General features: G+C 69.7%; 25 protein-coding genes. 7 read left to right on the top strand and 18 right to left on the bottom strand.

Annotated features, from left to right (window positions below; translation table 11 throughout):
• The 13 genes from hydA (AFL01nite_RS08485) to AFL01nite_RS08545 all read right to left on the bottom strand — a co-directional run bounded on the left by hydA (AFL01nite_RS08485) (window position 1) and on the right by AFL01nite_RS08545 (window position 13,495).
• Entirely contained in the window at window positions 1–1,440 is a 1,440-nt protein-coding gene (gene hydA / locus AFL01nite_RS08485) for a dihydropyrimidinase (protein WP_146827237.1), read from the bottom strand.
• Between the two features lie 13 nt (window positions 1,441–1,453).
• Window positions 1,454–2,302: a nitrilase-related carbon-nitrogen hydrolase gene (locus tag AFL01nite_RS08490; protein WP_146827238.1), complete on the bottom strand. Its 849-nt coding sequence runs from the start codon at window positions 2,300–2,302 to the stop codon at window positions 1,454–1,456.
• Window positions 2,303–2,505: 203 nt separating this feature from the next.
• Window positions 2,506–3,501: a glucose-6-phosphate dehydrogenase (coenzyme-F420) gene (gene fgd / locus AFL01nite_RS08495; RefSeq protein WP_146827239.1), complete on the bottom strand. Its 996-nt coding sequence runs from the start codon at window positions 3,499–3,501 to the stop codon at window positions 2,506–2,508.
• Complete coding sequence (gene hydA / locus AFL01nite_RS08500; RefSeq protein WP_146827240.1) at window positions 3,498–4,892, bottom strand: dihydropyrimidinase; 1,395 nt, start codon at window positions 4,890–4,892, stop codon at window positions 3,498–3,500. Before hydA (AFL01nite_RS08500) ends, fgd begins: the two co-directional genes overlap by 4 nt.
• A 3-nt stretch (window positions 4,893–4,895) precedes the next feature.
• Window positions 4,896–5,321 (bottom strand): carboxymuconolactone decarboxylase family protein, encoded by a 426-nt coding sequence (locus tag AFL01nite_RS08505; protein WP_146827241.1) that lies wholly within the window; start codon window positions 5,319–5,321, stop codon window positions 4,896–4,898.
• A complete protein-coding gene (locus AFL01nite_RS08510; RefSeq protein WP_186813877.1) occupies window positions 5,318–6,724 on the bottom strand; it encodes an aminotransferase class III-fold pyridoxal phosphate-dependent enzyme in 1,407 nt (468 codons plus the stop codon). Before AFL01nite_RS08510 ends, AFL01nite_RS08505 begins: the two co-directional genes overlap by 4 nt.
• Window positions 6,721–7,557: a nitrilase-related carbon-nitrogen hydrolase gene (locus tag AFL01nite_RS08515; protein WP_146827243.1), complete on the bottom strand. Its 837-nt coding sequence runs from the start codon at window positions 7,555–7,557 to the stop codon at window positions 6,721–6,723. Before AFL01nite_RS08515 ends, AFL01nite_RS08510 begins: the two co-directional genes overlap by 4 nt.
• 80 nt (window positions 7,558–7,637) lie before the next feature.
• Window positions 7,638–8,768 (bottom strand): ABC transporter substrate-binding protein, encoded by a 1,131-nt coding sequence (locus AFL01nite_RS08520; RefSeq protein WP_186813878.1) that lies wholly within the window; start codon window positions 8,766–8,768, stop codon window positions 7,638–7,640.
• 59 nt (window positions 8,769–8,827) lie between these two features.
• Entirely contained in the window at window positions 8,828–9,607 is a 780-nt protein-coding gene (locus AFL01nite_RS08525; protein WP_146827245.1) for an ABC transporter permease, read from the bottom strand.
• Window positions 9,607–10,422, bottom strand: a complete 816-nt coding sequence (locus AFL01nite_RS08530) for an ABC transporter ATP-binding protein (RefSeq protein ID WP_146827246.1) — start codon at window positions 10,420–10,422, stop codon at window positions 9,607–9,609. The genes AFL01nite_RS08525 and AFL01nite_RS08530 overlap by 1 nt, the downstream gene beginning before the upstream one ends.
• Window positions 10,419–11,318 (bottom strand): ABC transporter permease, encoded by a 900-nt coding sequence (locus AFL01nite_RS08535; RefSeq protein WP_146827247.1) that lies wholly within the window; start codon window positions 11,316–11,318, stop codon window positions 10,419–10,421. Before AFL01nite_RS08535 ends, AFL01nite_RS08530 begins: the two co-directional genes overlap by 4 nt.
• Before the next feature lie 3 nt (window positions 11,319–11,321).
• Window positions 11,322–12,341, bottom strand: coding sequence for an LLM class flavin-dependent oxidoreductase (locus AFL01nite_RS08540; RefSeq protein ID WP_146827248.1), 1,020 nt, complete (start codon window positions 12,339–12,341; stop codon window positions 11,322–11,324).
• 128 nt (window positions 12,342–12,469) lie between these two features.
• Window positions 12,470–13,495 (bottom strand): LLM class flavin-dependent oxidoreductase, encoded by a 1,026-nt coding sequence (locus tag AFL01nite_RS08545; RefSeq protein WP_146827249.1) that lies wholly within the window; start codon window positions 13,493–13,495, stop codon window positions 12,470–12,472.
• 155 nt (window positions 13,496–13,650) lie between these two features.
• On the opposite strand from AFL01nite_RS08545, the gene AFL01nite_RS08550 reads away from it, so the two are divergent.
• Window positions 13,651–15,015, top strand: coding sequence for an aminotransferase-like domain-containing protein (locus AFL01nite_RS08550; protein WP_146827250.1), 1,365 nt, complete (start codon window positions 13,651–13,653; stop codon window positions 15,013–15,015).
• A 6-nt stretch (window positions 15,016–15,021) separates the two neighbouring features.
• On the opposite strand, the gene AFL01nite_RS08555 is transcribed toward AFL01nite_RS08550, so the two are convergent.
• Window positions 15,022–15,555, bottom strand: coding sequence for a nucleoside deaminase (locus tag AFL01nite_RS08555; protein WP_246119647.1), 534 nt, complete (start codon window positions 15,553–15,555; stop codon window positions 15,022–15,024).
• Window positions 15,556–15,709: 154 nt separating this feature from the next.
• Between AFL01nite_RS08555 and AFL01nite_RS08560 the strand changes: the two genes are divergently transcribed.
• The 5 genes from AFL01nite_RS08560 to cofC all read left to right on the top strand — a co-directional run bounded on the left by AFL01nite_RS08560 (window position 15,710) and on the right by cofC (window position 21,603).
• Window positions 15,710–16,939, top strand: a complete 1,230-nt coding sequence (locus AFL01nite_RS08560; RefSeq protein WP_146827251.1) for an MFS transporter — start codon at window positions 15,710–15,712, stop codon at window positions 16,937–16,939.
• 71 nt (window positions 16,940–17,010) lie between these two features.
• Complete coding sequence (locus tag AFL01nite_RS08565; protein WP_146827252.1) at window positions 17,011–17,319, top strand: EthD family reductase; 309 nt, start codon at window positions 17,011–17,013, stop codon at window positions 17,317–17,319.
• An 81-nt stretch (window positions 17,320–17,400) separates the two neighbouring features.
• Window positions 17,401–19,599: a 7,8-didemethyl-8-hydroxy-5-deazariboflavin synthase CofG gene (cofG, locus tag AFL01nite_RS08570; RefSeq protein ID WP_146827253.1), complete on the top strand. Its 2,199-nt coding sequence runs from the start codon at window positions 17,401–17,403 to the stop codon at window positions 19,597–19,599.
• Window positions 19,596–21,020: a flavin-containing monooxygenase gene (locus tag AFL01nite_RS08575; RefSeq protein ID WP_146827254.1), complete on the top strand. Its 1,425-nt coding sequence runs from the start codon at window positions 19,596–19,598 to the stop codon at window positions 21,018–21,020. The genes cofG and AFL01nite_RS08575 overlap by 4 nt, the downstream gene beginning before the upstream one ends.
• On the top strand, window positions 21,013–21,603 hold the full coding sequence (gene cofC / locus AFL01nite_RS08580; protein WP_146827255.1) for a 2-phospho-L-lactate guanylyltransferase: 591 nt from the start codon (window positions 21,013–21,015) through the stop codon (window positions 21,601–21,603). The genes AFL01nite_RS08575 and cofC overlap by 8 nt, the downstream gene beginning before the upstream one ends.
• Window positions 21,604–21,608: 5 nt before the next feature.
• Here the strand turns inward: cofC and AFL01nite_RS08585 are convergent, their stop codons facing one another.
• Genes AFL01nite_RS08585 through prfB form a run of 4 tightly spaced genes read right to left on the bottom strand, consistent with a single transcriptional unit; the run spans window position 21,609 to window position 24,778 of the window.
• Window positions 21,609–22,013 carry a hypothetical protein gene (locus AFL01nite_RS08585; RefSeq protein WP_146827256.1) on the bottom strand — a complete coding sequence of 135 codons (405 nt, stop codon included), beginning with the start codon at window positions 22,011–22,013 and terminating at the stop codon, window positions 21,609–21,611.
• Between the two features lie 21 nt (window positions 22,014–22,034).
• Complete coding sequence (gene cofD / locus AFL01nite_RS08590; protein WP_246119648.1) at window positions 22,035–22,988, bottom strand: 2-phospho-L-lactate transferase; 954 nt, start codon at window positions 22,986–22,988, stop codon at window positions 22,035–22,037.
• Window positions 22,981–23,658 carry a coenzyme F420-0:L-glutamate ligase gene (cofE, locus tag AFL01nite_RS08595; protein ID WP_146827257.1) on the bottom strand — a complete coding sequence of 226 codons (678 nt, stop codon included), beginning with the start codon at window positions 23,656–23,658 and terminating at the stop codon, window positions 22,981–22,983. The genes cofD and cofE overlap by 8 nt, the downstream gene beginning before the upstream one ends.
• Window positions 23,659–23,665: 7 nt before the next feature.
• The gene (gene prfB, locus AFL01nite_RS08600; RefSeq protein WP_146827258.1) at window positions 23,666–24,778 is read right to left on the bottom strand and encodes a peptide chain release factor 2; all 1,113 of its coding nucleotides are present in this window, start codon (window positions 24,776–24,778) and stop codon (window positions 23,666–23,668) included.
• A gap of 162 nt (window positions 24,779–24,940) precedes the next feature.
• On the opposite strand from prfB, the gene AFL01nite_RS08605 reads away from it, so the two are divergent.
• Window positions 24,941–25,183 (top strand): hypothetical protein, encoded by a 243-nt coding sequence (locus tag AFL01nite_RS08605; protein WP_146827259.1) that lies wholly within the window; start codon window positions 24,941–24,943, stop codon window positions 25,181–25,183.
• Window positions 25,184–25,221: the final 38 nt, after the last annotated feature.

The raw sequence follows: 25,221 nt of genomic DNA on the forward strand, positions 1-25,221 counted from the left end.
TCACACCAGGTACTGCGAGAGGCCGCGCTTGAGGAACCGGCCGTGCGTCTTCGATCCCAGGTACTCGTCGTCCCGGATCAGCACGCAGCCACGACTCAGGACGGTGTCGACCTTGCCGTCGATCTCGAAGCCCTCCCACGCCGAGTGGTCCATGTTCATGTGATGCGTCTTCCCCTCGCCGAAGCCGATGGACGTGTGACCGTTCGGGTCGTAGACCACGACGTCGCCGTCGGCGCCGGGCTGCAGGACGCCCTTCTGGCCGTGGAGCCCGAACATCCGTGCCGGGGTGGTCGAGGTCAGCTCCACCCAGCGTTCGAGCGTGATCTTCCCGGTGACGACGCCCTGGTACATCAGGTCCATCCGGTGCTCGATCGAGCCGATCCCGTTCGGGATCGCACGGAAGTCGCCCGCGCCCAGCTCCTTCTGGTCCTTCATGCAGAACGGGCAGTGATCGGTCGAGACCATCTGCAGGTCGTTGGTGCGCAGGGCCTGCCACATGGCGTCGAGGTGGCCCTCCTCCTTCGAGCGCAACGGCGTCGAGCAGACCCACTTGGCGCCCTCGAACGCGCCCCACTGGTCGCTCGTCGCCGCGAGCTGCTCCTCCAGGGAGAGGTAGAGGTACTGGGGGCAGGTCTCGCCGAAGACGTTCTTGCCGCGGTCGCGGGCCCAGGCCAGCTGCTCGACGGCCTGCTTGGCGCTGACGTGCACGACGTACAGCGGAGCACCCGTGAGGTCGGCCAGCATGATCGCGCGGTGCGTGGCCTCTTCCTCCATCTGCCAGGCCCGGGCGATGCCGTGAAAGTACGGATCGGTCCTGCCCTGCTGGTGGAGCTGCTCGGCGAGCACGTCGATCGCCGGGCCGTTCTCGGCGTGCATCATCGTCAGCAGGCCGAGGTCGGCCGCCTTCTGCATGGCGCGCAGGATCTGGGCGTCGTCGCTGTAGAAGACACCCGGGTAGGCCATGAAGAGCTTGTAGCTGGTGATGCCCTCGTCGACGAGCGTCTCCATCGCCTTGAGGCTGAGCTCGTCGACGCCGCCGATGATCTGGTGGAAGCCGTAGTCGACCGCGCAGTTCCCGGCGGCCAGCTCGTGCCAGTGGGCCAGTCCGTCCTCGACCCGCTCGCCCGTGCGTTGCACCGCGAAGTCGATGATCGAGGTCGTCCCGCCCCACGCTGCGGCGATCGTGCCCGTCTCGAACGTGTCCGAGGCGTGGGTGCCGCCGAACGGCAGCTGCATGTGGGTGTGCGCGTCGATCCCACCCGGGATCACGTACTTGCCGGTCGCGTCGATGACCGTGTCGACCGAGCGCTCGAGGTCCGAGCCCCAGACGTCGGAGCCCGGCGACACGAGCGCGACGATCTTCTCGCCGTCGATCAGGACGTCGGCCGTGGCGGTGCCGGTGGAGTTGACGACGGTGCCGCCGCTGATGAGGGTCTTCATCGCTGCTCCTGGCTCAGGGCTTCGGGATGGACAGGTAGGTGTCGGGCCGGCGGTCGCGGTAGAACTGCCAGTCGTCGCGCATTTGCCGGACGAGGTCGAGGTCGAGGTCGCGGACGAGCAACTCCTCGTCCGTCGCGGAGCCGAGCTCGCCCACGAAGTTGCCCCGCGGGTCGATCACCTGGCTGGTGCCGTAGAAGTTCACCGCCTCGTCGCCGTACTCGTTGTCCTCGAGGCCGACCCGGTTCGGCTGCAGCACGAAGTAGCCGTTGGCGACGGCCGCGGCGGGTCCTTCGACCTCCCACAACCGGTTCGACAGGCCGGGCTTGGTGGCGTTGGGGTTGAAGACGAGGTGCGCGCCGTTCAGGCCCAGCTCGCGCCAGCCCTCGGGGAAGTGGCGGTCGTAGCAGATGTACATCCCGACCTTGCCGATCGCGGTCTCGAACACCGGGTACCCGAGGTTGCCCGGACGGAAGTAGAACTTCTCCCAGAACTTCTCGACGTGGGGGATGTGGTTCTTGCGGTAGGTGCCGAGCACCGTGCCGTCCGCGTCGACCAGCACCGAGCTGTTGTAGTAGACGCCCGTCTGCGCCTCCTCGTAGATCGGCAGCACGGTGACGAGGCCGAGCTCCTTCGCCAACGCGGCGAAGCGCTGCACGATCGGGCCGTCGACCGGCTCGGCGTACCGGTAGTACCTCTGGTCCTGCGTGATGCCGAAGTAGGGGCCGTAGAAGAGCTCCTGGAAGCACATCACCTGCGCGCCCTGCGCTGCGGCGTCGCGAGCGAACTGCTCGTGCTTGTCGAGCATCGACTGCTTGTCGCCGGTCCAGGTCGTCTGCGAGATCGCGGCACGGACGATCGTCATGTTGGGCTCCTCCCACGGATGTCCCGTCATCGTGGAACCTCAACGTTTCGGAACGGTTTCCTGCCGTGGCGCGCCCGTTAAACCTCGGATTCCTCGGCGGTCCGCGATCCGCACCATCGATCTCGTGGCGCAGGAAGCGCTGGCAGTGACGTTTGCGGGGTCGCTCACGGCGTGTCGGCCCCGCAAACGTCACTGCCAGCGCTTCATCCGCGCAACGCGGGCGCCACCTCGGCGCCAAAGGCCTGCAGGAAGGCTCGCTGGTCGTGGCCGGGCGCGTGGAACACCAGGTGGTCGAAACCCAGGTCGAGGTACGGCTGGACCTGTTCGGCCACTTCCTCGGGTGTCGTCGCGACGATCCAGCGCTTCGCGACGTCTTCGATCGGCAAGGCGTCGGCCAGCCGAGACATCTCGACCGGGTCGTCGACCCCGTGCTTCTGCTCGGGCGTCAGCGACAGCGGCGCCCAGAAGCGCGTGTTCTCGAGTGCCTCCTCGCGAGTCGGCGCATAGGACAGCTTGATCTCGATCATGCGGTCGACCGAAGCGGGATCCTTGCCCGCAGCCGCGGCGCCATCGGCGACCGCCGGAAGCAGCTTGTCGGAATACAGCTCCATCCCCTTGCCCGAGGTGCAGATGAAGCCGTCGCCCGCGCGCCCGGCGTACTTCGCCACGACCGGGCCACCAGCGGCGACATAGACGGGGATCGGCTCGTCAGGTCGGTCGTACACCGTCGCGTTGAGCGTGGAGTAGTACTCACCCTCGAAGGTCACGCGATCCTCGGTCCACAGCCGCCGGATGAGGGCGACGGACTCGCGCAGGCGGGCGAACCGCTCCTTGAACGCCGGCCACTGCAGTGTCGGATCGACGACGACCTCGTTGAGCGCCTCACCGGAGCCGACGCCCAGTGCGATGCGTCCGGGGCACAGCGCCCCGAGCGTGCCGAACGCCTGCGCGATCACGGCGGGGTTGTAGCGGTAGGCCGGCGTCAGGACGCTGGTGCCGAGCAGGACGTGTTCGGTTCGCTCTGCCGCCGCGGCGATCCACGCCGGCGCGAAGGGCGCATGGCCGCCCTCGTGCCGCCATGGCTGGAAGTGGTCGCTGATCCAGACCGAGTCCAACCCGGCCTGCTCGGCCCCGACGGCGAAGTCGATGAGATCGCGCGGGCCGAACTGCTCGGCAGACGCCTTGTAACCGAGCCTCATGCCGCCGTGCTGCGGGCCAGGAAGCGGCCGTCGCCCTTGGTGCCGAGGTAGCGGCCGCCATCGACGATCTTCCTGCCGTGCAGGAACGTCGTCTCGACGCTGCCGGGCAGGCTCTGCCCCTCGAACGCCGAGTAGTCGTTGGCCATGTGGTGCGTGGCTGCCGAGATCGTGTGGGGCGTGTGCGGGTCGAAGATGACGATGTCCGCGTCCGCCCCGGCGGTGATGACGCCCTTGCGCGGGTGCAGCCCGAAGGTGCGGGCGACCTCGGTCGAGCACACCTCCACCCAGCGGTTCAGCGACAGGTGTCCGTCCACCACGCCCTGGTAGATCTGCTCGACGCGGTGCTCGACGCCGGGGATCCCGTTGGGGATGTTGCGGAAGTCGTCGCGGCCGAGCTCCTTCTGGTCCCAGCAGAACGGGCAGTGGTCGGTGGCGACGGTCGCCAGGCCGCGGTTGCCCAGCGCCTTCCACAGGGGATTCTGATTGCGCTTGTCGCGGATGGGCGGAGAGCAGACGTACTTGCTGCCGCCGAAGTCAGGCTCGCGCAGGTGGTCCAGGTCCAGGAAGAGGTACTGGGGGCAGGTCTCGGCGGAGATCTGCACACCCCGCTCGCGGGCGCGCAGCACCTCCTCGAGGGCGGGCTCAGAGGACAGGTGGACGATGTAGACCGGCGACCCGGCCACCTCCGCCAGTCGTCCGCAGCGGTGGACCGCCTCGGCCTCCATCGCCTCGGGCCGGGTCAGCGAGTGCCACACCGGATCGGTGTCGCCACGCAGGACGGCCTCCTCCCGCATCACGTCGATGACGATGCCGTTCTCGGCGTGCATCATCGGCAGCGCGCCGAGGTTGCCCAGGTGGCGGTAGGCGCGGAAGAGCTGGTCGTCGGTCGAGTACCAGTCACCCGGGTACGCGGTGAACATCTTGAAGCTCGTGATGCCCTCGCCGACCAGCTGTGTCATCTCCTTGAGACGCGTCTCGTCGATGCCCCGTGTGTTGACGTGGAACCCGTAGTCGACGGCGCACTGGCCCTCGGCCTTCGCGTGGTACCGGTCGACCGCCTCGACGAGGCTGTTCGCGCCGGGCACGGGTGCGGCAAAGTCCAGGATCGTCGTCGTCCCGCCGAAGGCCGCGGCGATCGTGCCGGTCTCGAACGTGTCCGACGCGGTGCTGTTGAACGCCTCGGCCTGCATGTGGGTATGAGCGTCGATACCACCGGGGATGACGTACTTCCCGGTGGCATCGACGAGGTCGGCGCCCTGCGCGAATGCCTCGACGAAGGACGACTCCGGATCGGCGACGGCGACGATCCGCTCGCCCTCGATCAGGACGCTCGCCCGGATCGAGTCACCGGCGTTGACGACCAGGCCTCCGTGGATGACGGTCCGACCCATGACCTACTCCTGCTCGCCCGTGGCGTCGAGGTCCTTGAACACGGCGTCGGCGACACCGGCCGCGGTGAGGACCGTCGGGAATCCCATGTAGGGCAGCAGGTGCAGGAAGACCTCGAGGATCTCGGCACGAGTGAAGCCTTGTTCCAGAGCCATCCGGATGTGACCCTCGAGCTGGATCGTCCGGCCCTGCGTCGCGAGTGACGTGAGGGTGATGATGCGCCGGGTCCGCTTGTCGAGCCCGTCACCGGCCCACACGTCACCGAAGCAGTACTCGCCGAGCAACCGGTCGATCTTCGGTCCGACGACCGGGTCGACGTCGCGCCACGCCGCCATGCCGTCCGGGTCGTTGTTCATTGACGCGAGCACCGCCTTGCCGCGCGCGTAGCGGTCGCTGTACTCGACGGTGTCGGTCGTCTCGGTCGTGGTCATCGGAGTGCCTCCAGTGCGGGTGGGAAGGTGTGGGTGGCGTGCGGGGGCGGTGGGGCGCCGGCGGCGGACGTGTAGCGGTCCGCCACCTCGAGGGCGGCGTCGAGGCCCTCGATGGCGGCATCGATCTCGGTCGTGGTGATGCACAGCGGGGGGCACGCCATGAGCCACGGACCGCGCAGCCCGGCAAGCAGGCCGTTCGCCTTGAGCGCCGCCCCGAGCTCGCCCTGGCCGGCGCTGTTCGGGCCCGTGAGGGTGAACAGCTCGACCTTGGTGTCGCGGTCGTGCACCAGCTCGAGCGTGTTGAACAGGCCGACGCCGCGGACGTCGCCGATGGACGGGTGCCGCTCCGCCAGCTCGTGCAGGCCCTGCCGCAGGTAGTGGCCCATCTTCTCGGAGTTCTCGATCAGCCCGTCGGACTCGTAGATCGCCAGCGTCGCCCGGGCGGCGGCCAGGCCGACGGGGTGCGACTGGTAGGTCAGGCCCGCGTTGATCTCGATGTCCTGCAGCGCGTCGCCGATGGCCTCACTGAAGACCGCGGCACCGAGGGGAACATAGCTGCTGGTCAGGCCCTTGGCCATCGTCATGATGTCGGGGCTGACGCCCTCGTGGTCGGACGCGAACCAGCGCCCGGTGCGCCCCACTCCCGACATCACCTCGTCGCAGATCAGCAGGATGCCGTAGCGGTCGCACAGGGCTCTCAGCCCTCGGAGCCAACCCTGCGGAGGCACGATCACGCCGTTCGAACCGGTCACCGGCTCGACGAAGACGGCCGCGATCGTGTGTGGACCCTCGAGCCGAATGATCTCCTCGGTGTCGGCCAGGACCGAGCGGCAGAACTCCTCCTCGGTCGCGGTGCCGAGGGCGCGGTAGTGGTACGGATCGGGGATCCGCACGATGTCGCCCACGCCGGGCTCGACGGCCCAGCGGCGCGGATCGCCGCCCATCGGCAGGACTCCCTGGGTGGCGCCGTGGTAGCCGCGGCGGCGGACCAGGATCTTGCGCCGGCCCGTGACGAGGCGTGCGGTGCGGATCGCGGCCTCGTTGGCGTCGGCTCCCGCCAGGGTGAAGAAGCTCTTCTTCAGGCCCGGTGGCGTGATCTGGGCGACCTTCTCGCCCACCTCGGCGCGCACCTCGGTCGTCCAGAACGGCGAGGCGAACTCGATCTTCGCCAGCTGCGCTGCCACGGCGTCCGCGACCCGGGTGTCCCCGTGGCCGATGTTGACCGAGACCGCGACCGAGTTGAAGTCGATGTACCGCGTGCCGTCGGCGGCGTAGACGTGGACGCCCTTCGCGTGGTCAACCACGAGCGGGGTGATGTTCTGGTGGCCCCACTCGAAGAGGGTGAACTCCTTCGTCCGGTCGACGATCGAGGCGATCTGCTCGGGTGTGTGGGTGGCGGTCACGGGGCGACCAGCTCGTCGTAGGTGTCGGGGCGGCGATCGCGCCAGAACGTGTTGGGCATCGTGCGCGCGTCCAGCGGCGACAGATCGATGTCGTGGATGAGGATCTCCTCGGTACGACCCGCCTGCGCCACGATCGTCCCGTTCGGATCGGCGAAGTAGGAGGTGCCGTAGAAGTCGTTCGGTCCCAGCTCCTCCAGGCCGACGCGGTTGATCGTGCCGACCCAGTAGCCGTTCGCCTTGGCGTGGCCGCGCTGCTCCAGCGACCACCACTCCTCGGACTCCCCCGACGTCGCCGACGGGATGAAGACGATCTCGGCGCCGTTGATGCCCAAGGCTCGTGCGCCCTCAGGGAAGTGACGGTCGTAGCAGATGTAGACGCCCACGCGGCCGAACGCGGTGTCGAAGACGGGGTACCCCAGGTTGCCCGGCTTGAAGTAGTACTTCTCGTAAAAGTAGTTTCCGTGCGGAATGTGGTTCTTGCGGTACTTGCCGAGGTAGCTGCCGTCGGCATCGATCACGGCGGCGGTGTTGTAGAAGAAGTTGTCGGCCTGCTCGTACAGCGGCACGACCAGCACGACGCCCAGGCGCTGGGCCGTCTCCATCATCAGCTGGGTCGTGGGACCGTTCGGCACGGGCTCGGCCAGCTGGAACCACTCAGGGTCCTCGACCTGGCAGAAGTAGGGACCGGTCGACAGCTCCTGCAGGCAGACGATCTGTGCTCCCTGCTCGGCGGCCTGTTCGATCAGGGCGACGTTGTGCTTGTTCTGGGCCTCGAGCGGGCTGACGCCCACGGTCTGGATGAGGGCGGTGCGGACGGTGCGAGCGGCGGTCATCGGGGTTCCTCGTTCTTCCGGTGGTGGGGAGGTGGGTTGCCGGCCGGTCCGTGAAGGGCTCCACGGACCGGCCCGGCGGGTCAGTCCTTGAAGTAGGTGTAGGGATCGATCTCCTTGGGCTTGAAGTCGGCGCCGGTGAGGTCGAAGCCCTCGGCCTCGAGTTCTTTGGCGACCTCGTCGCGGAACGACATGTCGACCGCCGCGTCGTGGTCCACCGGCTTCTTGATGACCTCGTTCTCGTAGAGGATCGACTCGTTCTGCTTCCAGATCTCGTCCGTGACGGCGAAGAGGCCGGCGGTGGACGGCCAGATCATCTTGTTGATCTCGTTGACCTGCCAGTCCTGGAACTTCTCGGGCAGCGCGGTGCCGATCTCCAGCGTCGTCTTGACGCCGAGGTCCGGGTCCTCACGGACGTCCATCCAGCCCTTCATCGAGGCCTTCAGGAAGCCCTTGATGAGCTCGGGGTTCTTCTCGATGTACTCGCGCTTGGCGACGAGGTTCTGCTCGAGGGTCGCGGTGCCGGCCTTGTTGTAGTCGTAGAAGGCCAACTCACGACCGTCTGCGCCCGAGATCGCCTGGGCCCACTCGTTGTAGACCATCGCATCGGCCAGGTCGACGCCCTCCTTGACGAAGTTCGTCATGTCGAAGGACTGGTTGCTGACCTCGACATCGTCGAGCGAGAGCCCGTTCTTGCCCAGGGTCGCAGCAAAGGTGGCGTTCCAGCCGCCCCAGAGGCTGACCTTCTTGCCCTTCCAGTTCTTCGGGTCCGCCAGCTCGGGCTTGTCGGCGAAGTAGACCAAGATGTTGGCCGCGCGCTCGAACGCCGGAGCGATCGTCACGAGGTCGGCGCCCTGTTCGCGCGCCGCCAGCTGCGCGCCGTAGCTGTTCATCGCGATGTCGACCGTGCCCGCCTCGAGGATCTGCATCGTGTTGACGTCGGGACCACCGGGGGTGATCTCGATGTCGATGCCCTCCTCCTCGAAGTAGCCCTTCTTGTCCGCGACGTACCAGCCGGCGTACTCGGCCTGGTCGACCCAGCTGAGGTTGAGCCTCACCTTGGTCAGGGGCTTGCCGTCAGCACCGACCGACTCGTCGGAGCTGCCGCACGCGGACAGGAACAAGGACGCCGCCAGCGTGGCGACCAGCGCGCCCGTGACTCGGCGCGCACGTCCCCGGCCGCGAGCGGCCGTGGACTTCTTTGCGATCAACATGTGGTGCTCCTTCGTGGGTGGAGAGGGTGTTCGGCTTCCCCGAGTCATGGGTGAGGTGGTCACAGGAGGACGGGACTGTCCCCCCTGCGCCGGAGGGCAGCGCGCTCCAGCAGGTCGCCGACCACGAAGGCCAGGACGCCGAGGAGACAGGCGAAGACGATGGCGGCCCACAGGTCGAGCGTGTGCAGCTGTCCGGCCTGGAGGCGGATGAAGGCGCCGAGAGTGTGGGTCGAACCGCCGAAGTACTCCGCGACGATCGCCGAGATGACGGCGAGGGGAAGCGCCGTCCGCAGCCCGGTGACGATGTACGGCAACGCCATCGGGACACGGACCAGCGAGAACTTCTGCCAGCCGTCGGCGCCCGCGACGTGCATGAGGTCGTCGAGGTCGGAGCGCATCGTCAGGCCGGTCAGCACGTAGCCGAACAACAGGGGGACGAGGGTGATCGCGATGATGACGATGACCGCCGTCGACGTCGTTCCGAGGAAGACCGTGACGACCGGGTAGAGCACGATCGTGGGAAGGGCACGCCCCGCGCCCGCCAGGCCCGCCCCCAGTGACGAGAGGGTCTCGTTGCCGTGGATCAGCATCGCGAGGAACAGCGAGACGCAGACGGCGGCGACCAGGCCGACCATCGCCTCCTTGCCAGTGAACATCACGTACTCCATCAAGGTGCCGCGGGTCCGCCAGGCCTGGATCAGGATGTCCGACGGCGCGGGCAGGATCAGCTCCTTGATGTTGCGGACCTTGATCACCAGCTCCCACAGGCCGAACAGCATCACCAGCGCGACCACGGGGCTGACGACCGCGATCAAACGGTCCTTCGCGGCGGGTGACATCAGTGGCCCCCCGTGGCAAGGAGGTGACGGATGCGGGCCTCGATCGCGTGGAACTCCGGCGCGTCGCGCATCTCCGGCGTCCGCGGCTGCGGCAGGTCGACGTCGACGACCTCGACCACGCGACCCGGACGCGCCGCCATCACCACGACGCGGTTCGACAGGTAGACGGCCTCCGGGATGCTGTGGGTGATGAACAGCACCGTCGGGTTCAGCCGGGCCCAGATCTCCATCAGCTCCTGGTTCAGGCGCTCGCGGGTGATCTCGTCGAGCGCGCCGAACGGCTCGTCCATGAGCAGGACCTTGGGGTCCGTCGACAACGCGCGGGCGATGGCGACGCGCTGCTGCATGCCGCCGGAGAGCTGGCGCGGGAGGTGCTTCTCGTAGCCCTCCAGACCCACCATCTTCAGCAGCTCGGCCGCGGTCTTCTCGCGACCGGCCTTCGACCGCCCCATGACCTCCAGCGGGAGGGCGACGTTGCGCAGGACGCTGCGCCACGGCATGAGGTTCGCGGACTGGAAGACGACCCCGAGCCGGCGGTCCTCGCGGGCCAATTGCGGCGTCACGCCGTCGACGACGGGCGTCCCGGACGTCACCGGCAGGAGGTCGGCGAAGATCCGCAGCAGGGTCGACTTGCCGCAGCCCGAGGGTCCGATGATCGAGACGAACTCGCCCTTGGCGATCTCGAGATCCACGTCCTGCAGGGCGACGAGCTCCTTGCCCTTCACGGTGAACGCCCGGTTGACGCCGCGGGCCGCGAGGCCGACCGGGGGTGACACGACGGCGGCAGGCGGTGTGGTGACGGTGGACTGGCTCATCGGGTGCTCCCCTGGGTTTCGGCGGCGGGAATCAAGGTGCGGACGGCACGGACGGAGAAGACGACGAAGGCTCCGAGGGCGCAGGAGGCGACGGCCGCCAGGTACAGCGGCGTCGGCTCGATCGTGTAGAACTGCCAGCTGGTGAGGATCGTCGCGCCGAGGCCGTCCTTGGTGCCGAAGGGCAGCTCGGCCACGATGGCTCCGATCACCGCCATGCCGGCGGCGGTCTCGAGGCCGACGAAGATCATCGGCAGCGCCGATGGCAGTTGCATCTTCACCAGCGTCTGCAGCGGCCCGGCGGCACAGACCCGCATCAGGTCGACGCTGTCGGACGAGGTCTGAGCGATCCCCTTCGCGGTGGCGACGGTGACCGGGAAGAACGTCAGGAACGCGGCGATGAACGCCTTGGTCACCCAACCGGTGCCCAGGAACAGCACCAGAGCGGGACCGATCGCGACGATCGGGATGGTCTGCATCAGGGTCGTGATCGGCAGCAGTGCCGCACCCACGAGCCGGTTGCGGGCGATGGCGATGCCCAGTAGCAGTCCGCCCAGCGAACCCACCGCGAAGCCGACGAGGGCGTTACGCAGGGTGATGACCCAGTTCCCGGCGAGGTACTGGAACCAGGTCTCGCCCCGGGTGGCGGGCTCGCCCAACTGCTTGACGATGTCCCACGAGTGCGGCATCAGCTGGTCGTTGGTCTGCGTCACGACCTTGGCCAGCTCCCACAGGGCGCAGATCGCCAGGACGAACAGGAGGGCGTAAAGCAGGGCCCGGCCCCACGCCGCCGTGATGCGGCGCGAGCGCGACGCGGCGGCACCGCTCGTCGCCGGTTTCGCGACCGACCCGACACCGCCGTGAGGTGGGGCCGCGAGGGCCGCTCCCGCGTCAGCCATCGCTCAGACCTCGAGCTCGACGTGCTTCGCGATGCGGCGGGCGGTCTCGAGCTCGTTGCCCCGCGGTGTGAGCACGGCTTCCTTGACGCCGGCGTCGACGTACTCCTCGATCTTCTCCACGGCCTGGGCCGTCGTGCCGCAGGCCGCGACCGAGTGGACGAGCTCGTCGGGGACGAACTGCATGGCCTCACGGATCTTCGCTTCCGTCGTGGGCCAACCGACGATCGACTTGACCTTCTCGATGATCTCCGGATCGGCGCCGGAGAACTCCGTGATGTGTGGCTGCTGCCCGATGTACTGGGTCAGGAAGAACTTGCAGTCGTCGATCGCCTGGCGCGGGTCGTCGTCGTCGACCGAACAGATGATCAGCTGCGAGACACCGAAGTCATCCAGCGAGCGACCGGACCGGTCGGCGCCGATCTTCAGGTGCTCACACGCCTCGCGGGTGTAGGTCGTCGGCACCAGGAAGTCCAGCAGCACGCCGTCGGCGATCTCGCCCGAGAGCTCGACCATCTTGAAGCGCACGGGGCCGGTGTAGACCGGGACGTCGTAGACGCGTCCCTCGTCGTCCCACGGACTGTCGAACCGGATGTCCTGGACGTTGACGAACTCACCGTCGTAGGTCACGGTCTCGCCTGCGAGGAGTTTCTTGGAGACCGTGATGACCTCGCGCATCGCCTTGAGCGGCTTGCGGTTGGGTAGACCGACGCGCGTGGCCAGCGGCTCCCACCAGGCACCCAGGCCCATGATCGCCCGGCCCGGTGCCATCTCGTCGAGGGTCTTGAAGGTGCCGGCCAGGATCCCGACGTTGCGGGTCCGGTACGGCAGCACGCCGGAGCCGACCTTGAGCCGGCTGGTGTGGTGCAGCGTGAGCGCCATCGCGGGGACCGCGCTGCCGGTCAAGCGGCCTTCGCCCATCCAGAACGTGTCGAAGCCGAGGTCCTCGACCGCCTGGCCGAGCTCGATCACCGAGGACATGTCCTCTCCGTGCCAACCGCCGCCCATCAAGCCGAGCTTCACCATCGGTTCTCCCTCTCGTTCCGGTATTTTTCGGTGCGATGCGCTGAATCTAGGAGTGTCGTGTTGCGTCCGGGTGACCGTCGCGGTGACGCGACGGTCACGATGTATTACTGGACAAACGCGGCACCGGATCAGAGCCCGGCCAGGCGACCCTTCTCGAAAATCGCGGTCGCCGTCTCCAGGTCGCGGCCGCCTCGAGGGACGAGGATCGGCTCCTGCACACCGACCTCGACGTACTCGCGGATCTTCTCGATCGCATCCGACGTCGTGCCGCACGCGCAGACCGATTGGGTGAACTCGTTAGAGACGAGCCTCATGGCTTCCTTGACCTGCGAGGCGGTCGCGGGCCACGGCACGAGTTTCTGGATCTGATCGACGAGCTCGGGGTCAGCGCCGGAGAACTCGGTGATGTGCGGTTGCTGGGCGATGTACTGCGTGAGGAAGAACTTGCACTCGTCGATCGCCTGCTGCGGGTCGAGGTCGTCGACCGCGCACGAGACGAGTTGGGCGATCCCGAAGTCGTCCAGCGTGCGACCGGCCTTCGCGGCTCCGCGCTCCAGCGCCTCGCGGGCGGCGACGGTGTACGACGGCGGGACCAGGAAGTCCAGCGCGACGCCGTCGGCGATCTCCCCCGAGAGCTCGACCATCTTGAACCGGACCGGACCGGTGTAGATCGGCACGTCGTAGACGCGGCCCTCGTCGTCATGCGGGCTGTCGAACCGGATGTCCGTGACATGGACGAACTCGCCGTGGAACGTGACGGTCTCGCCGGCCAACAGCCTCTTGGAGACCGTGATGATCTCGCGCATCGCCTTCAGCGGTTTGGCGTTCGGCAGGCCGACCCGGGAGGCCAGCGGCTCCCACCAGGCGCCCAGGCCCATGATCGCCCGGCCCGGCGCCATCTCGTCGAAGGTCTTGAAGGTTCCGGCGAGCAGCGAGACGTTGCGGGTCCGGTACGGCAGGACGCTCGTGCCCACCTTCAACCGATCCGTGTGCTCGAGGACCATCGTCATCAGCGGCACGATGCTGCCCATGAGTCGACCCTCGCCCATCCAGATCGTGTCGAAGCCCAGGTCCTCGGCGGCCTGAGCCGTCTTCACCGCGTCCGCGAACTGGGCGCCGTCGCCCCCACCAGACACCAATCCCCATCGCACCATCGGTCCACTCCGCTTCCGTTCGATCTGCCGTTGGTCGGCGAACGTATGAGCGGCGTGTTACGCCCGGCACCCCTGGCGGTAACGGAGCAGTCACGTAGCGTTACCGAACGATTGACGAGGGCGGGAACGCCCCGGAGCGCCCCTAGGGTGGCGCCATGACCGCCCCGGAAGAACTCGATGTGACCGCGACGATCATGGCCGCCATGCGCGACTTCACCCCTCGGGGGATCGCCGCCGCGGTGCGCGAGCTGATCGAGGAGGGGACCCTCCCGTCGATGACGCGTCTGCCGACCGTGCGCGTTCTCGCCGGTGAGCTGCACGTCAGCGCCTCGACCGTCAGCGACGCCTGGCGACTGCTCGCCCGCGAGGGGATCATCCGCAGCGCAGGCCGCAACGGGACCGTCGTGCTGAGGGCGCGGGGCATCGACATCTCAGACCGGTTGGAGCGGTCGACGTGGACAGTCGGCCGACACGGCATGGACCTCGCGTCGGGAACACCGGACGTGTCGTTGCTGCCGAGCATCGCGAAGGCCTTGCGCGACGTCGACGTCGCCAGCGTCGCGAACTACCAGGTCGACTCGGTCCTGCCCGGCCTCGAGGACGTGGTCCGCGAGTCCTGGAGTCGCGCCCTGTCGCCGGACCGCCTCACGATGACCCACGGGGCCTACGCCGGCGTGGCAGCGGTGTTGTCGGCCCTGCTGCGCGCGGGTGATCGCGTCGTCGTCGAGAACCCGAGCATCCCCGGCGTCATCGACTTGGTGGAACTGCATGGCGGCGTGCCGATGCCGGTGGGCCTGGATGAGCACGGCATCAGGCCGGAGTCGTTGGCTTCCGCATTGACGACCCGTCCCGCCGTCCTGATCCTGCAGCCGCGCGGCCAGAACCCGACGGGCGTATCGATGACCTGGGAGCGTGCCGAGGAGCTCGCGGCGGTCCTCGAGTCGTCGAGGACGATCGTCATCGAGGACGACCACTGCGGAGCGGTGTCGACGGCCGAGCTGACCTCGCTCGCCCGCTGGCTGCCCGATCGTGTCGTACGGATCCAGAGCTTCTCGAAGTCGCACGGACCCGACCTACGGCTCGCCGCCATGGGCGCGCCGCGGGAGATCATGCACCGGATGGAGTTGAACCGGCGTCTCGGCGGCGGCTGGGAGAGCATGCTGCTGCAACGGGTCCTGCACGAGTTGTTGACCGACCCCGAGTCCATCCACGCCATCACGCACGCCCGGCGCACGTACAAGCTGCGCCATGACCTGCTGGCGAGCGCGTGTCGCGAGCAGGGCCTCGAGACCTACGGCTCCGACGGGCTGAACCTGTGGGTGCGGGTGGACAACGAGTCGCGGGCGATGCGGCGGTTGGCGTCCGAGGACATCGGCGTGTGTCCCGGATCGCCGTTGACGTGGGACTCCCCCGTCAACGACCACATCCGCATCACGACGGGCGTCATGCCCGAGGCGCAGGCCCCGCGGGTCGCCGCCCTGCTCGCAGGGTCGGCGGTCGCGGAGCCGCGCATCGCCTGACGGGACTCAGGTGATCCGGCTGATGTGCGGGCCGACCAGGTCACCGTCGTCGCCGATGTCCTCGGCCCACACGTCGGGCTTCTCCGCGGCGAAGCGATCGAGCAGCAGCTTGGGTGCAGGATCGTCGTACACGACGACCTCGAGACCGACGCTGCGCAGGAAGCCGGCGATGGACTTGCCCGAGCCGAGGTAGTTGGTGATGCCCGAGGCGCCGACCGAATCGCCGATGACGACTTTCGGCAGCTTGTAGAGCAGCGTCGTCCCCGTGCACATCGAGCACGGGGCGTGCGTCGTGTAGAGGGTGCACTCGCGGTAGACGGCCGGCGAGAGGCGGCCGGCGTTCTCGTACGCGGCCATCTCACCGTGCAGCAGCGGGTTGCCGCGCTGCACGCGAGAGTTGTGGCCCCGACCGATGATCTCGCCGCGGTGGACGATCACGGCGCCGATGGGGATGCCACCCTCGTGGTAACTCTTGACCGACTGGTCGTAGGCCGCCTGCATGAAGGGGTCGTCGACGCTCAGCTGCGGAAGGTCGCTCACGGTGTCTCACTCTCGTCGGGTCCGATCGGACACCGCGAACGTATGAACCGGGTGTTAACGCTCCGGAGCCACTCCATGTCCGGGTTGTCACGAAGAATTACCGGACAACCGAGGCGCTGGATCGGCCTCCATTCGCCCCTAGCCTGAGCGCGACATGATGACCCAGTCCAGCGTTCCCTCCCCACCCCGCGTCGGCCTCGCGACAGCCGCTCTCGCGCTGGGCACCTTCGTGATCGGCATGACCGAGTTCGTCACGATGGGCCTGCTGCCGGAGATCGGTGATGCGGTGGGGACCACGCCGGCCGAGACCGGCCGGATCATCGCGACGTATGCGGTGGGTGTCGTCCTGGGGGCTCCCCTGATCGTCGGCGTCGCGACTCATCTGCCACGCCGCGCGCTCGCCGTGGCCATGGTCCTGGCCCTCGGGGTCGGCAACCTGCTGACCGCGATGGCGACCAGCTACGAGGCCCTTCACGTGACGCGGTTCCTCGCCGGCCTTCCCCACGCCGTCTACTTCGGCACGGCCCAGGTCCTCGCGTCGTCCCTGGTCCCCGCCGTCCGACAGGGGCGAGCGGTCGCGATGGTCGCGCTGGGCCTGACCGTCTCGGGGGTCACCGGCGTGCCCCTGGCGACGTGGCTCGGCCAGACCACGAACTGGCGCGTGGCCTTCGTGCTGATCTTCGCGGTCAGCCTCGTGGCCGCGGTCCTGATCCTGGTGTTCGTCCCCCCGGTACCCGGCGACCGCAGCCTCAACCCGCGGTCGGAATGGAGCGCGCTGCGCCGACCGCAGGTCGTGTTCGGTGCGCTGGGCGCCCTGCTCACCGCGAGCGGGATCTTCGCGATGTACTCGTACGTCTCGCCCCTGGTCACCGACGCCGCGGGGATGCCCCGCTCCGTGGTTCCGGTCGCCATGCTGCTCTGGGGCCTCGGCGGAGTGATCGGCGGACTCCTCGCCGGCCGGATCATCGACGCGGGGCTGATCCGGGCGGTCCTGGGCGGAAACCTGGTGATGGTCGTCCTGCTGATCGCCGTCAGCCTCGCGGTCTCCGTCCCGGCGCTGCTGCTCCTGGCGATCTTCCTCGTCGGCCTCGCGGGTCCACCGGCTTCGCTGGGTTTCAATGTGCGGATCATGCGGGAGGCCGGCCGCGCCCAACTGCTCGGCGCCGCGCTCACCAGCGCCGCCTTCAACGCCTCCAACGGACTCGGGGCGCTCGTCGGCTCCTGGACGGTCCTGAGCGGCCTCGGCTACGGCAGCACCGGCGCCGTGGGCGCGGTCATCACGACGACCGGACTGATCGTCTTCGGCCTCGGCCTGCTGGTAGCCCGCCGCACCGGACGACGCGAGGCTCCGGTCGGCGAACTCCTGTCGACGGAAGGGCCTTGACCGTGCGCGACACCGCGCTCCGCATCCCCCACCCCGACGCTGCTGCGTCCCTGACAACGAAAAGAGACCCCATGTACGACATCGTCGTCATCTACCGACGACCCGCCGATCCCGGGGCGTTCGACCGTTACTACCGCGAGACGCACGTGCCTCTTGTCCTGGCCATTCCTGAGCTCGTCGAGTTCATCTGGAACAAGGTCGACTCGACCGATCCCGATGCTCCATACGTCATCGCGCGACTGACCTACCCCGATGCCGAGACGGCGGGGCGGGCCAGTAACTCGCCCGAGGGCCTGACCTGCAGCGCGGACGTCGCGAACTTCGGTCAGGCGGGCTCGGTGGCCTACGGCAGCGAACGGCAGCCCGTTGCCGGGCGGTGACGTTCGGCACCTCCCGTCGCCGCTCGTGGACGTGGGCACGGCGGTTAGGGTGTGAACGAGTCAGCGCGCCGGGAGTCCACCATGAGTCTGCAAGCACCTGAGGTCTCGGCCTCGATGCTCTCGGCCCGAGGGTCCGAGCTCGAGGACCTCGTGCGCGAGGCCGGCCGGATCCGCGACGAGGGACTGTCCCGCGCCGGTCGTCCCGGCGTCATCACGTGGTCGCGCAAGGTGTTCGTGCCGGTCACCACCCTGTGCCGCGACCGCTGCCACTACTGCGTCTTCGTCGACACGCCCGGCAAGCTCGAGCGCAAGGGCATCGCCCCGTACCTGTCCGAGGAGCACGTCCTCGCCATCGCCCACCAGGGCGCCGCGCTGGGCTGCAAGGAGGCGCTGCTGACCCTCGGAGACCGGCCCGAGGACCGCTGGGACGTCGCCCGCGAGTGGCTGGACGCCCACGGCTTCGCCTCGACCCTGGACTACGTCGGCCACTTGGCCCGCCGCATCACCGAGGAGACCGGCCTGCTCGCGCACCTCAACCCCGGGGTGATGACCGCCGAGGAGCTCGAGCGCCTGCGACCGACCGCGCCGTCGATGGGCATGATGCTCGAGACCACGAGCCATCGGCTGTTCGCCGAGCCCGGCCAGGCCCACTACGGGTCGCCCGACAAGGACCCGGCCCTGCGCCTGCAGGTGCTGGAGGACGCCGGCCGCCTCAAGATCCCCTTCACGACGGGTCTGCTGATCGGGATCGGCGAGACCGTCGACGAGCGGTTCGACTCGATCCTGGCGCTGCGCGACGTGTCCGAGCGACACGGCCACGTGCAGGAGGTCATCATCCAGAACTTCCGCGCCAAGCCCGCCACCGCGATGCAGGGCGTCGCGGACGCCGGGACCGACGCGTACATCGCGGCCGTCGCGACGACCCGGATCGTGCTCGGCCCGGACGCCCGCATCCAGGCACCGCCGAACCTCTCCGACCCCTCCGAGCTGGCCCGGCTCGTCGCGGCCGGCATCGACGACTGGGGTGGCGTCAGCCCACTGACCGCCGACCATGTGAACCCCGAACGACCGTGGCCCCAGGTCGACCAGCTGACCGACCTCACCCGCGCCGCCGGCTACGAGCTGCGCGAGCGCCTCACCGTGCACCCGCACTACATCCGCGACCGCGGCACCTGGATCGACCCGAGCCTCCACGACGCCGTCCTGCGCTTCGCGGACGCGGACGGGATGGCGGCAGGAAGCGCTGAGCGTGACGTTTCCGGGGCCGACACGCGCAATTCACCCCCGAAACGTCACGCTCAGCGCTTCCCGCGCATCGAGGACGACCCCGCGGGGCTGAGCGACGACGCGTACGTGGCGTTGATGACGGCCTCCGGGAGCGACCTCGACCGGTTGACCGGGCTCGCCGACGAGCTGCGCCGCTCCGTCGCGGGCGCCACGGTGTCGCTGGTCAGGAACCGCAACCTCGGCTCGGACCAGGTGACCGACCCCGACCTCGTCGCGCGGGTCGCCGCCGACGCGGTCGACCTCGGTGCCACCGAGCTGTGCATCCAGGGCACCGCCGCGGCCGAGGCACCGGACGACGTCTACGAGCAGTTGCTGCGCGCCGCTCGCGAGGCAGCCCCCACCCTGCACCTGCACGCGTTTCGGCCCGCCGACGTGATCGACGGGGCCCGACGCACCGGACGCACCGTCGCCGAGCAGTACGCCGCCCTCGCCGCGGCCGGAGTCGACACCGTGCCCGGCACGGGCGTGAAGGTGCTCGATGAGGCGTATCGCGCCGCACGGTTCCCCGACGACTCCCCCGTCGACCTGTGGGAGCAGGCGATCCGTGCCGCACACGGGCTCGGCCTGCACTCGACGTCGGTGCTGTTCTACGGCCACGGCGAGTCGCCCCTGCAGCGCGTGCGCCACCTGCGCCGGTTGCGCGCGATCCAGGCCGACACCGGTGGCTTCACCGAGCTCGTGCCGATGGCGTTCCCCGGCGGCGACCACAGCGACGACCAGCACCGTGCCGTCCACGCGGTCGCCCGGCTGATGCTGCACGGCAGCGTCAACCACGTGCAGGCGGCCTGGACGCGGCTCGGGATCGAGGGCGCCACGATGGTGCTGCGCTCCGGCGCCGACGACCTCGGCGGCACCTTGTACGACGGCCGGGTCGTCCCCGAGGCCGGCGTCGAGCACGGCCAGGAGCTGACCGTCGCGGCGGCCGAGCGGATCGCGAAGACCCTGGGCCGACAGCTGCGCCTACGCACCACGACCTACGGCGTCGCCCCGTGACCCGGGTGCGCGTGGCGGTCGTCGGCGCCGGCTTCGCAGGCGTGGCCATGGCCCGCCGCCTCGCCGCCGCCGGCGAGTCGTTCGTCGTCCTCGAGCGCCGTCCCGGCATCGGCGGCACGTGGCACGACAACCGCTACCCCGGCGTGGCCTGCGACGTCCCCGCCCACCTGTACGGCTACTCCGACATCGCCCACCCCGGCTTCAGCCGCGTCTTCGCCCCGGGCGCCGAGATCCTGGACTACCTCGTCGACGCGGCCGCACCCGTGGCCGACCGCATCATGCTCTCCACCGAGCTCCGGGCCGCGGCGTGGGACGGTGCCCGCTGGCAACTCGCCACCTCGCGCGGGCACGTCGAGGCCGAGGTGCTCGTCATGGCCGCCGGCCGACTGACCGATCCCCGACTGCCGGAGGTGCCCGGAGCCTTCGATGGTCCCGTCGTGCACACGGCGCGGTGGGACGACGGACTCGACCTCGACGACGCCCGCGTGGCCGTCGTCGGCACCGGCGCGTCGGGTGTCCAGATCGTCCCCGAGCTGGCCCGCCGCGCCTCCTCGGTCGTCGTCCTGCAGCGCAGCGCCCCGTACATCCTGCCCAAGGGCGACCGCGGGTACGCCGACGCCGAGATCGCCCTGTTCGAGCGGCAGCCCGACCGGTTGGCCGACCTCCGCGACGACCTCATGCGCGAGACCGAGGAGGTGTTCGCCCAGCGAGCCGGCGACGGCCGCGCCGAGGCTCGCGCTCGCGCCCTCGACCACCTCGCCGGACAGGTGCCCGACCCCGTGCTGCGCGCGGCGCTCACCCCCGACCACGAGTTCGGCTGCAAGCGGGTGCTCTTCAGCGACGACTACTACGCGACCCTGCGCCTGCCCCACGTCCGGCTCGTCCCGGGCGCCCTCACCGCGTACGAGCCCGGTGCGGTGGTCGCCGCCGACGGCTCGCGCCACGAGGTCGACGTCGTCGTGGCCGCCACCGGCTTCAACACCACCCGCCAGCCCTACGCCGAGCTGGTGACAGGCCGTGACGGCATCTCGCTCGACCAGTACTGGTCGCAGGGGATGCGCGCCTACGCCTCCACCGCCGTGCACGGCTTCCCGAACCTGTTCGTGCTCGACGGGCCGAACGCGACGCTGGCGCACAACTCGGCCGTCCTCATGATCGAGGCGCAGGCCGACTACGTCGCCTCGGCACTGCCGTGGACGCAGCGTGGGCCGATCGAGGTCTCGTTCGAGGCCGAGCAACAGTACGTCGACGAGCTGCAGGACCGCAGCGGGGTGTGGACCTCCGGCTGCCACAACTGGTACGTCGACGAACGGTCCGGCCGCCAGGTGCTGCTGTGGCCGGGCAAGGCCCAGGAGTTCCGCGACCGCTTCGGCTCCTTCGATCCGGCGCCCTTCGCAGTCGCGGAGTCCGCCCGTGCGTAACCGGCGCCGTCACGCCTGGACCGTCGTCATCCCCGTCAAGCCGGCCACGCACGGCAAGTCGCGCCTCGAGATCCCCGGCGTCGACCGCGTCGAGCTGGCGCGCGCCATCGCGCTGGACACGATCGCCGCCGCCGCAGAGGTCGCCCGCGTCGTGGTGGTGACGGCCGATCCGACGATCGACCTGCCGGGCGTCGAGGTCGTGGTCGAGCCGGCGGCGCGCGGCATCGCGGTCGCCGTCGCCGACGGGTTGGCGGTGGCGTCCACTGAGCGGCGCGCGGTCCTGCTGGGCGATGTCCCCGGCCTGCGACCGGCCGACCTGTCGGACGCGCTGGCGCTGGCCGAGGGGACGAGACTCGGCGCCGTGCCCGACGAGGAGCGTCACGGCACCACGCTGGTCACGGCCCGCGAGGGCGACCTGCCGGCGGCGTTCGGGCCGGACTCGTGGGCCAAGCACCAGGCGGCGGGGTTCGCCGAGCTGCTCGTGCCCGCGTCGTCGACCCTGCGCCGGGACGTGGACCGGGCCGACCACCTCGTGGGCGTCCTCGGCCCGCGCACCAGCGCCGTGCTCGCCCGCGTGCCCTGACGGAGTCAGTCGCGCTCGAACGCGATGCCGGCCCCCAGCGGGGTCAGGGTGTCGCCGTCGACGACCAGCGACTCGGGCAGCTCGACAGGCGCATCGTCCTTCGGGTCGCCGCACTGGCTGCCGCTGTCGTCGGGCGTCGGCAGGACCTGGTCGTCCGTCAGCTCCCACCGACCGGTCAGCTCAGTGCACCCGTCGGTCGCGGTGTACGTGTTGTCGTCCGAGAGCGTGAGCACCAGGCGACTGCCCGACGCGGCCATCGACTCGGTGGACACCCACCGCCCGAGCACCGGCAGCGTGTCCTGGGGCTCGCCGACCTCGGCGGACGGCGTCTCGGCCGCCGGCTCGGACGGGTCGTTCGAGCAGCCGGCGAGGAGCGTGATCGCGAGCAGGACGGCCATCAGCGTGCGCATGGCGCCACGGTAGCGGTTCAGTCAGTCGGTGATCGCGGCTCGAGCCAGCGTGGCGGACCGCTCGAGGTCGGTCATCCACAGCGGCTCGACGCGCACGTCCCAGCCCTCGGCGGCCAGGCCGGGCGCCAGGGCGGCGTCCTCCTCGGCCACCAGCCAGGTGTCGAGCAGGCCGCCGTCCGCCCGCTGCCCGTAGTGGCGGGCGACCGCGTCGGCCGACGTCTCGACGCCGATGGCCGTGAGGCACGCGTCGGCCATGCCGCGCACGACCTTGCCGCCGATGATCGGCGAGACGCCGACGACCCGGGCCGCGTCGCCCAGGGCGCCGCGGATGCCGGGCACCGAGAGGATCGGACCGATCGACACGACGGGGTTGGAGGGAGCCAGGACGACGACGTCGGCACCGGTGATGGCCTCGACCACGCCCGGCGCGGGCGTGGCCCCGTCGATGCCCGGGTTCTCGAACCGGACGGCCCGCAGCACCGCCCGGTGCCGCGTCCACCACTCCTGGAAGTGCAGGCGAGAGCCGTCCTCGACCACCACCTGGGTGTCGACCTCGGTGTCGGTCATCGGCAGCAGCCGCACGCCGATCGGCCAGCGGGAGCCGAGGCGCTCGGCGACCTGCGTGTACGACAGGCCGTCGCGCAGCCAGCCCGTGCGGGCCAGGTGCGTGCCGAGGTCGAGGTCGCCGAGGGTGAACCAGGGCCATCCCGCACCCCACTCGCGCAGCTCGGCACTGACGCGCTCGGACTCCCCGGCCCGCCCCCACCCGCGCTCGGCGTCGTTGACCCCGGCCAGCGCGTAGAGGATCGAGTCGATGTCGGGCTGCAACCGGACCCCGGACAGCCACAGGTCGTCGCCGGTGTTGACGACGACCGTGATGTCGGCACCCTCGGACTCCAACGCCGCGCGCAGTCCGCGCACGAAGCGGGCCCCGCCCACTCCCCCGGCCAGCACGGTGACCTTCACGTCAGCCACCCGTCCGGAAGAGGTCCTCGTCGGGCGAGCGCACGATGGTGCGCGCCCCCGGCAGGTCGAGGTCGCCCACGAGGTCAGGTCGGCCGCTCACGACGGCGACGGGCACGTGCCCGGCCTTGGGCTTGACCAGCTCGGCGGCGGCACACAGCTCGTCGGCGACACACGGCATCGTGACCGCGAGCGGGCGTCCGTCGGCGTCACGGTCGGGCCGCTCGAACAGGTGGACGCCGGCGGCGCCGATGGCCGCATCGGTCTGGCCGAGCCGCCACGCCCGGCCGAGCGTGTCGGAGACGAGCACGCCCACGTGGGCCGCCTCGCGCAGCCGCTGCGCGAGGCGGCGGGCCGAGGCGTCGGGATCGACCGGCAGCAGCAGGATGTGACCCTCGGGCACGTTGCTGGCGTCCACCCCGGCGGCCGCCGCGACGATGCCGAGCCGGTTCTCGACGATGCGCACCGGCCCGCGCTCGGCGACGACGCGCACCGTCTCGGCGGTGACGGCGGCCTCGCGGTCGGCGGCGGGCACGAGCCGGCCCTCGGCCTTGGAGACGATCTTGGAGGTGACCACGACGATGTCGCCGTCGGACAGGGAGGCGTGAGCCAGGATCAGGGCGGCGAGGTCGTCGCCCTCGCGGATCTCGGGCAGGCCCGCGATCCCGGAGACAGTCAGCATGGGGAGGTCAGGCCGGGGTGGTCTGGTTCCGCCGCCAGCGGATGCCGGCCTCGATCAGCTCGTCGATCTCGCCGTCGAGGACGGCCTGCGTCTGGCCGGTCTCGTACTCGGTGCGCAGGTCCTTGACCAGTTGGTACGGGTTGAGCACGTAGTTGCGCATCTGGTCGCCCCACGAGGCCTGCACGTCGCCGCGCAGCTCGTCGAGGTGGGCGCGCTCCTCGGCCTTCTTCAGGGCGAGCAGCTTGGCCTTGAGGATCACCATGGCGCTGGCCTTGTTCTGCAGCTGGCTCTTCTCGTTCTGGCAGCTGACGACCACGCCGGTGGGGATGTGGGTCAGGCGCACGGCCGAGTCGGTGGTGTTGACGCTCTGTCCGCCGGGGCCGCTGGAGCGGTACACATCGACGCGCACCTCGTCCTCGGGGATCTCGATGTTGTCGGTGGCCTCGAGCACCGGGACGACCTCGACCGCGGCGAACGAGGTCTGGCGGCGGCCCTGGTTGTCGAAGGGGCTGATGCGCACGAGGCGGTGCGTGCCGGCCTCGACCGAGAGGGTGCCGTAGGCGTAGGGGGCGCGGATCGCGAAGGTGGTGGACTTCAGGCCCGCCTCCTCCGCGTAGCTGGTGTCGTAGATGTCGACGGGGTACTTGTGGCGCTCGGCCCAGCGGATGTACATCCGCTGCAGCATCTGGGCGAAGTCGGCCGCGTCGACGCCACCGGCGCCCGAACGGATCGTGACGAGGGCCTCGCGCTCGTCGTACTCGCCCGACAGCAGGGTGCGCACCTCGAGGCTGTCGATGGCGGCGGAGAGGCGGTCGACCTCGGACTCGACCTCGGCGCGGGAGTCGGCGTCGCCCTCCTCGGCGGCGAGCTCGAGCAGCACGGTGATGTCGTCGAGGCGCTGGCGCAGCGTGCTGACCTTCTCGATCTCGGACTGCAGCACCGAGAGGCGGCCGGTGACGCGCTGGGCGTTGGCCTGGTCGTCCCAGAGGTCGGGCGCGCCGACCTCCTCCTGCAGGTCGGCGATCTCGGCCTGCATCTTGGGGATGTCGAGCACCTTCTCGATCGACACCAGGGTCGTGTCGAGCTGCTTGATCCGGTCAGAGATATCGACGGTGGCCACCTGTCGAGGTTACCGCTCAGGCCCCGCGATGGTCCTGTCGACCGGTCGCCGGACCGACCAAACGAGAAACCGTCGGTATGTGGAGTGATTTGGGTCACGCCTGCGCGAGGGAGCGGGCATGATCAGGCGACCGAGGAAGAAGAACACCGGATCGGAGACGACATGACGAACGAGCGCATCGCCGCCACCGCTGCAGGCGGCGAGTTGGGCTTTCTCATGTTCTGCCTCGTGCCGCACGCCGCGGCCCTGGGGTTCGTGACGACACTCCTGGCGACCCTGGGGTCGGCCGCCGTGGTGGCCGTGGTCGCCCGGATCGTCGCCGCGCGGTTCGGTGTGGACGATCCGTGGCGCGAGGTCGGCCTCGATCCCATGTGGGACCTGTCGCTGGCCGAGCTCTCCGCCTGACAGTCCAGCGGCGGGCCGTCTCGAGGGAGACGACCCGC

It is taken from the genome of Aeromicrobium flavum (assembly GCF_007992115.1).
GTDB classification, from domain to species: Bacteria; Actinomycetota; Actinomycetes; order Propionibacteriales; family Nocardioidaceae; genus Aeromicrobium; species Aeromicrobium flavum.

Coding starts and splice junctions, on each gene's coding strand:
- AFL01nite_RS08560 (WP_146827251.1), top strand. CDS start 15,710: ATGATGACCCAGTCCAGCGTTCCCTCCCCACCCCGCGTCGGCCTCGCG.
- cofE (WP_146827257.1), bottom strand. CDS start 23,658: ATGCTGACTGTCTCCGGGATCGCGGGCCTGCCCGAGATCCGCGAGGGC.
- AFL01nite_RS08535 (WP_146827247.1), bottom strand. CDS start 11,318: ATGGCTGACGCGGGAGCGGCCCTCGCGGCCCCACCTCACGGCGGTGTC.
- fgd (WP_146827239.1), bottom strand. CDS start 3,501: ATGAGGCTCGGTTACAAGGCGTCTGCCGAGCAGTTCGGCCCGCGCGAT.
- AFL01nite_RS08490 (WP_146827238.1), bottom strand. CDS start 2,302: ATGACGATCGTCCGTGCCGCGATCTCGCAGACGACCTGGACCGGCGAC.
- hydA (WP_146827237.1), bottom strand. CDS start 1,440: ATGAAGACCCTCATCAGCGGCGGCACCGTCGTCAACTCCACCGGCACC.
- AFL01nite_RS08605 (WP_146827259.1), top strand. CDS start 24,941: ATGACGAACGAGCGCATCGCCGCCACCGCTGCAGGCGGCGAGTTGGGC.
- AFL01nite_RS08505 (WP_146827241.1), bottom strand. CDS start 5,321: ATGACCACGACCGAGACGACCGACACCGTCGAGTACAGCGACCGCTAC.
- AFL01nite_RS08550 (WP_146827250.1), top strand. CDS start 13,651: ATGACCGCCCCGGAAGAACTCGATGTGACCGCGACGATCATGGCCGCC.
- AFL01nite_RS08565 (WP_146827252.1), top strand. CDS start 17,011: ATGTACGACATCGTCGTCATCTACCGACGACCCGCCGATCCCGGGGCG.
- cofG (WP_146827253.1), top strand. CDS start 17,401: ATGAGTCTGCAAGCACCTGAGGTCTCGGCCTCGATGCTCTCGGCCCGA.
- AFL01nite_RS08540 (WP_146827248.1), bottom strand. CDS start 12,341: ATGGTGAAGCTCGGCTTGATGGGCGGCGGTTGGCACGGAGAGGACATG.
- hydA (WP_146827240.1), bottom strand. CDS start 4,892: ATGGGTCGGACCGTCATCCACGGAGGCCTGGTCGTCAACGCCGGTGAC.
- AFL01nite_RS08525 (WP_146827245.1), bottom strand. CDS start 9,607: ATGTCACCCGCCGCGAAGGACCGTTTGATCGCGGTCGTCAGCCCCGTG.
- AFL01nite_RS08545 (WP_146827249.1), bottom strand. CDS start 13,495: ATGGTGCGATGGGGATTGGTGTCTGGTGGGGGCGACGGCGCCCAGTTC.
- AFL01nite_RS08515 (WP_146827243.1), bottom strand. CDS start 7,557: ATGACCGCCGCTCGCACCGTCCGCACCGCCCTCATCCAGACCGTGGGC.
- AFL01nite_RS08530 (WP_146827246.1), bottom strand. CDS start 10,422: ATGAGCCAGTCCACCGTCACCACACCGCCTGCCGCCGTCGTGTCACCC.
- AFL01nite_RS08520 (WP_186813878.1), bottom strand. CDS start 8,768: ATGTTGATCGCAAAGAAGTCCACGGCCGCTCGCGGCCGGGGACGTGCG.
- AFL01nite_RS08585 (WP_146827256.1), bottom strand. CDS start 22,013: ATGCGCACGCTGATGGCCGTCCTGCTCGCGATCACGCTCCTCGCCGGC.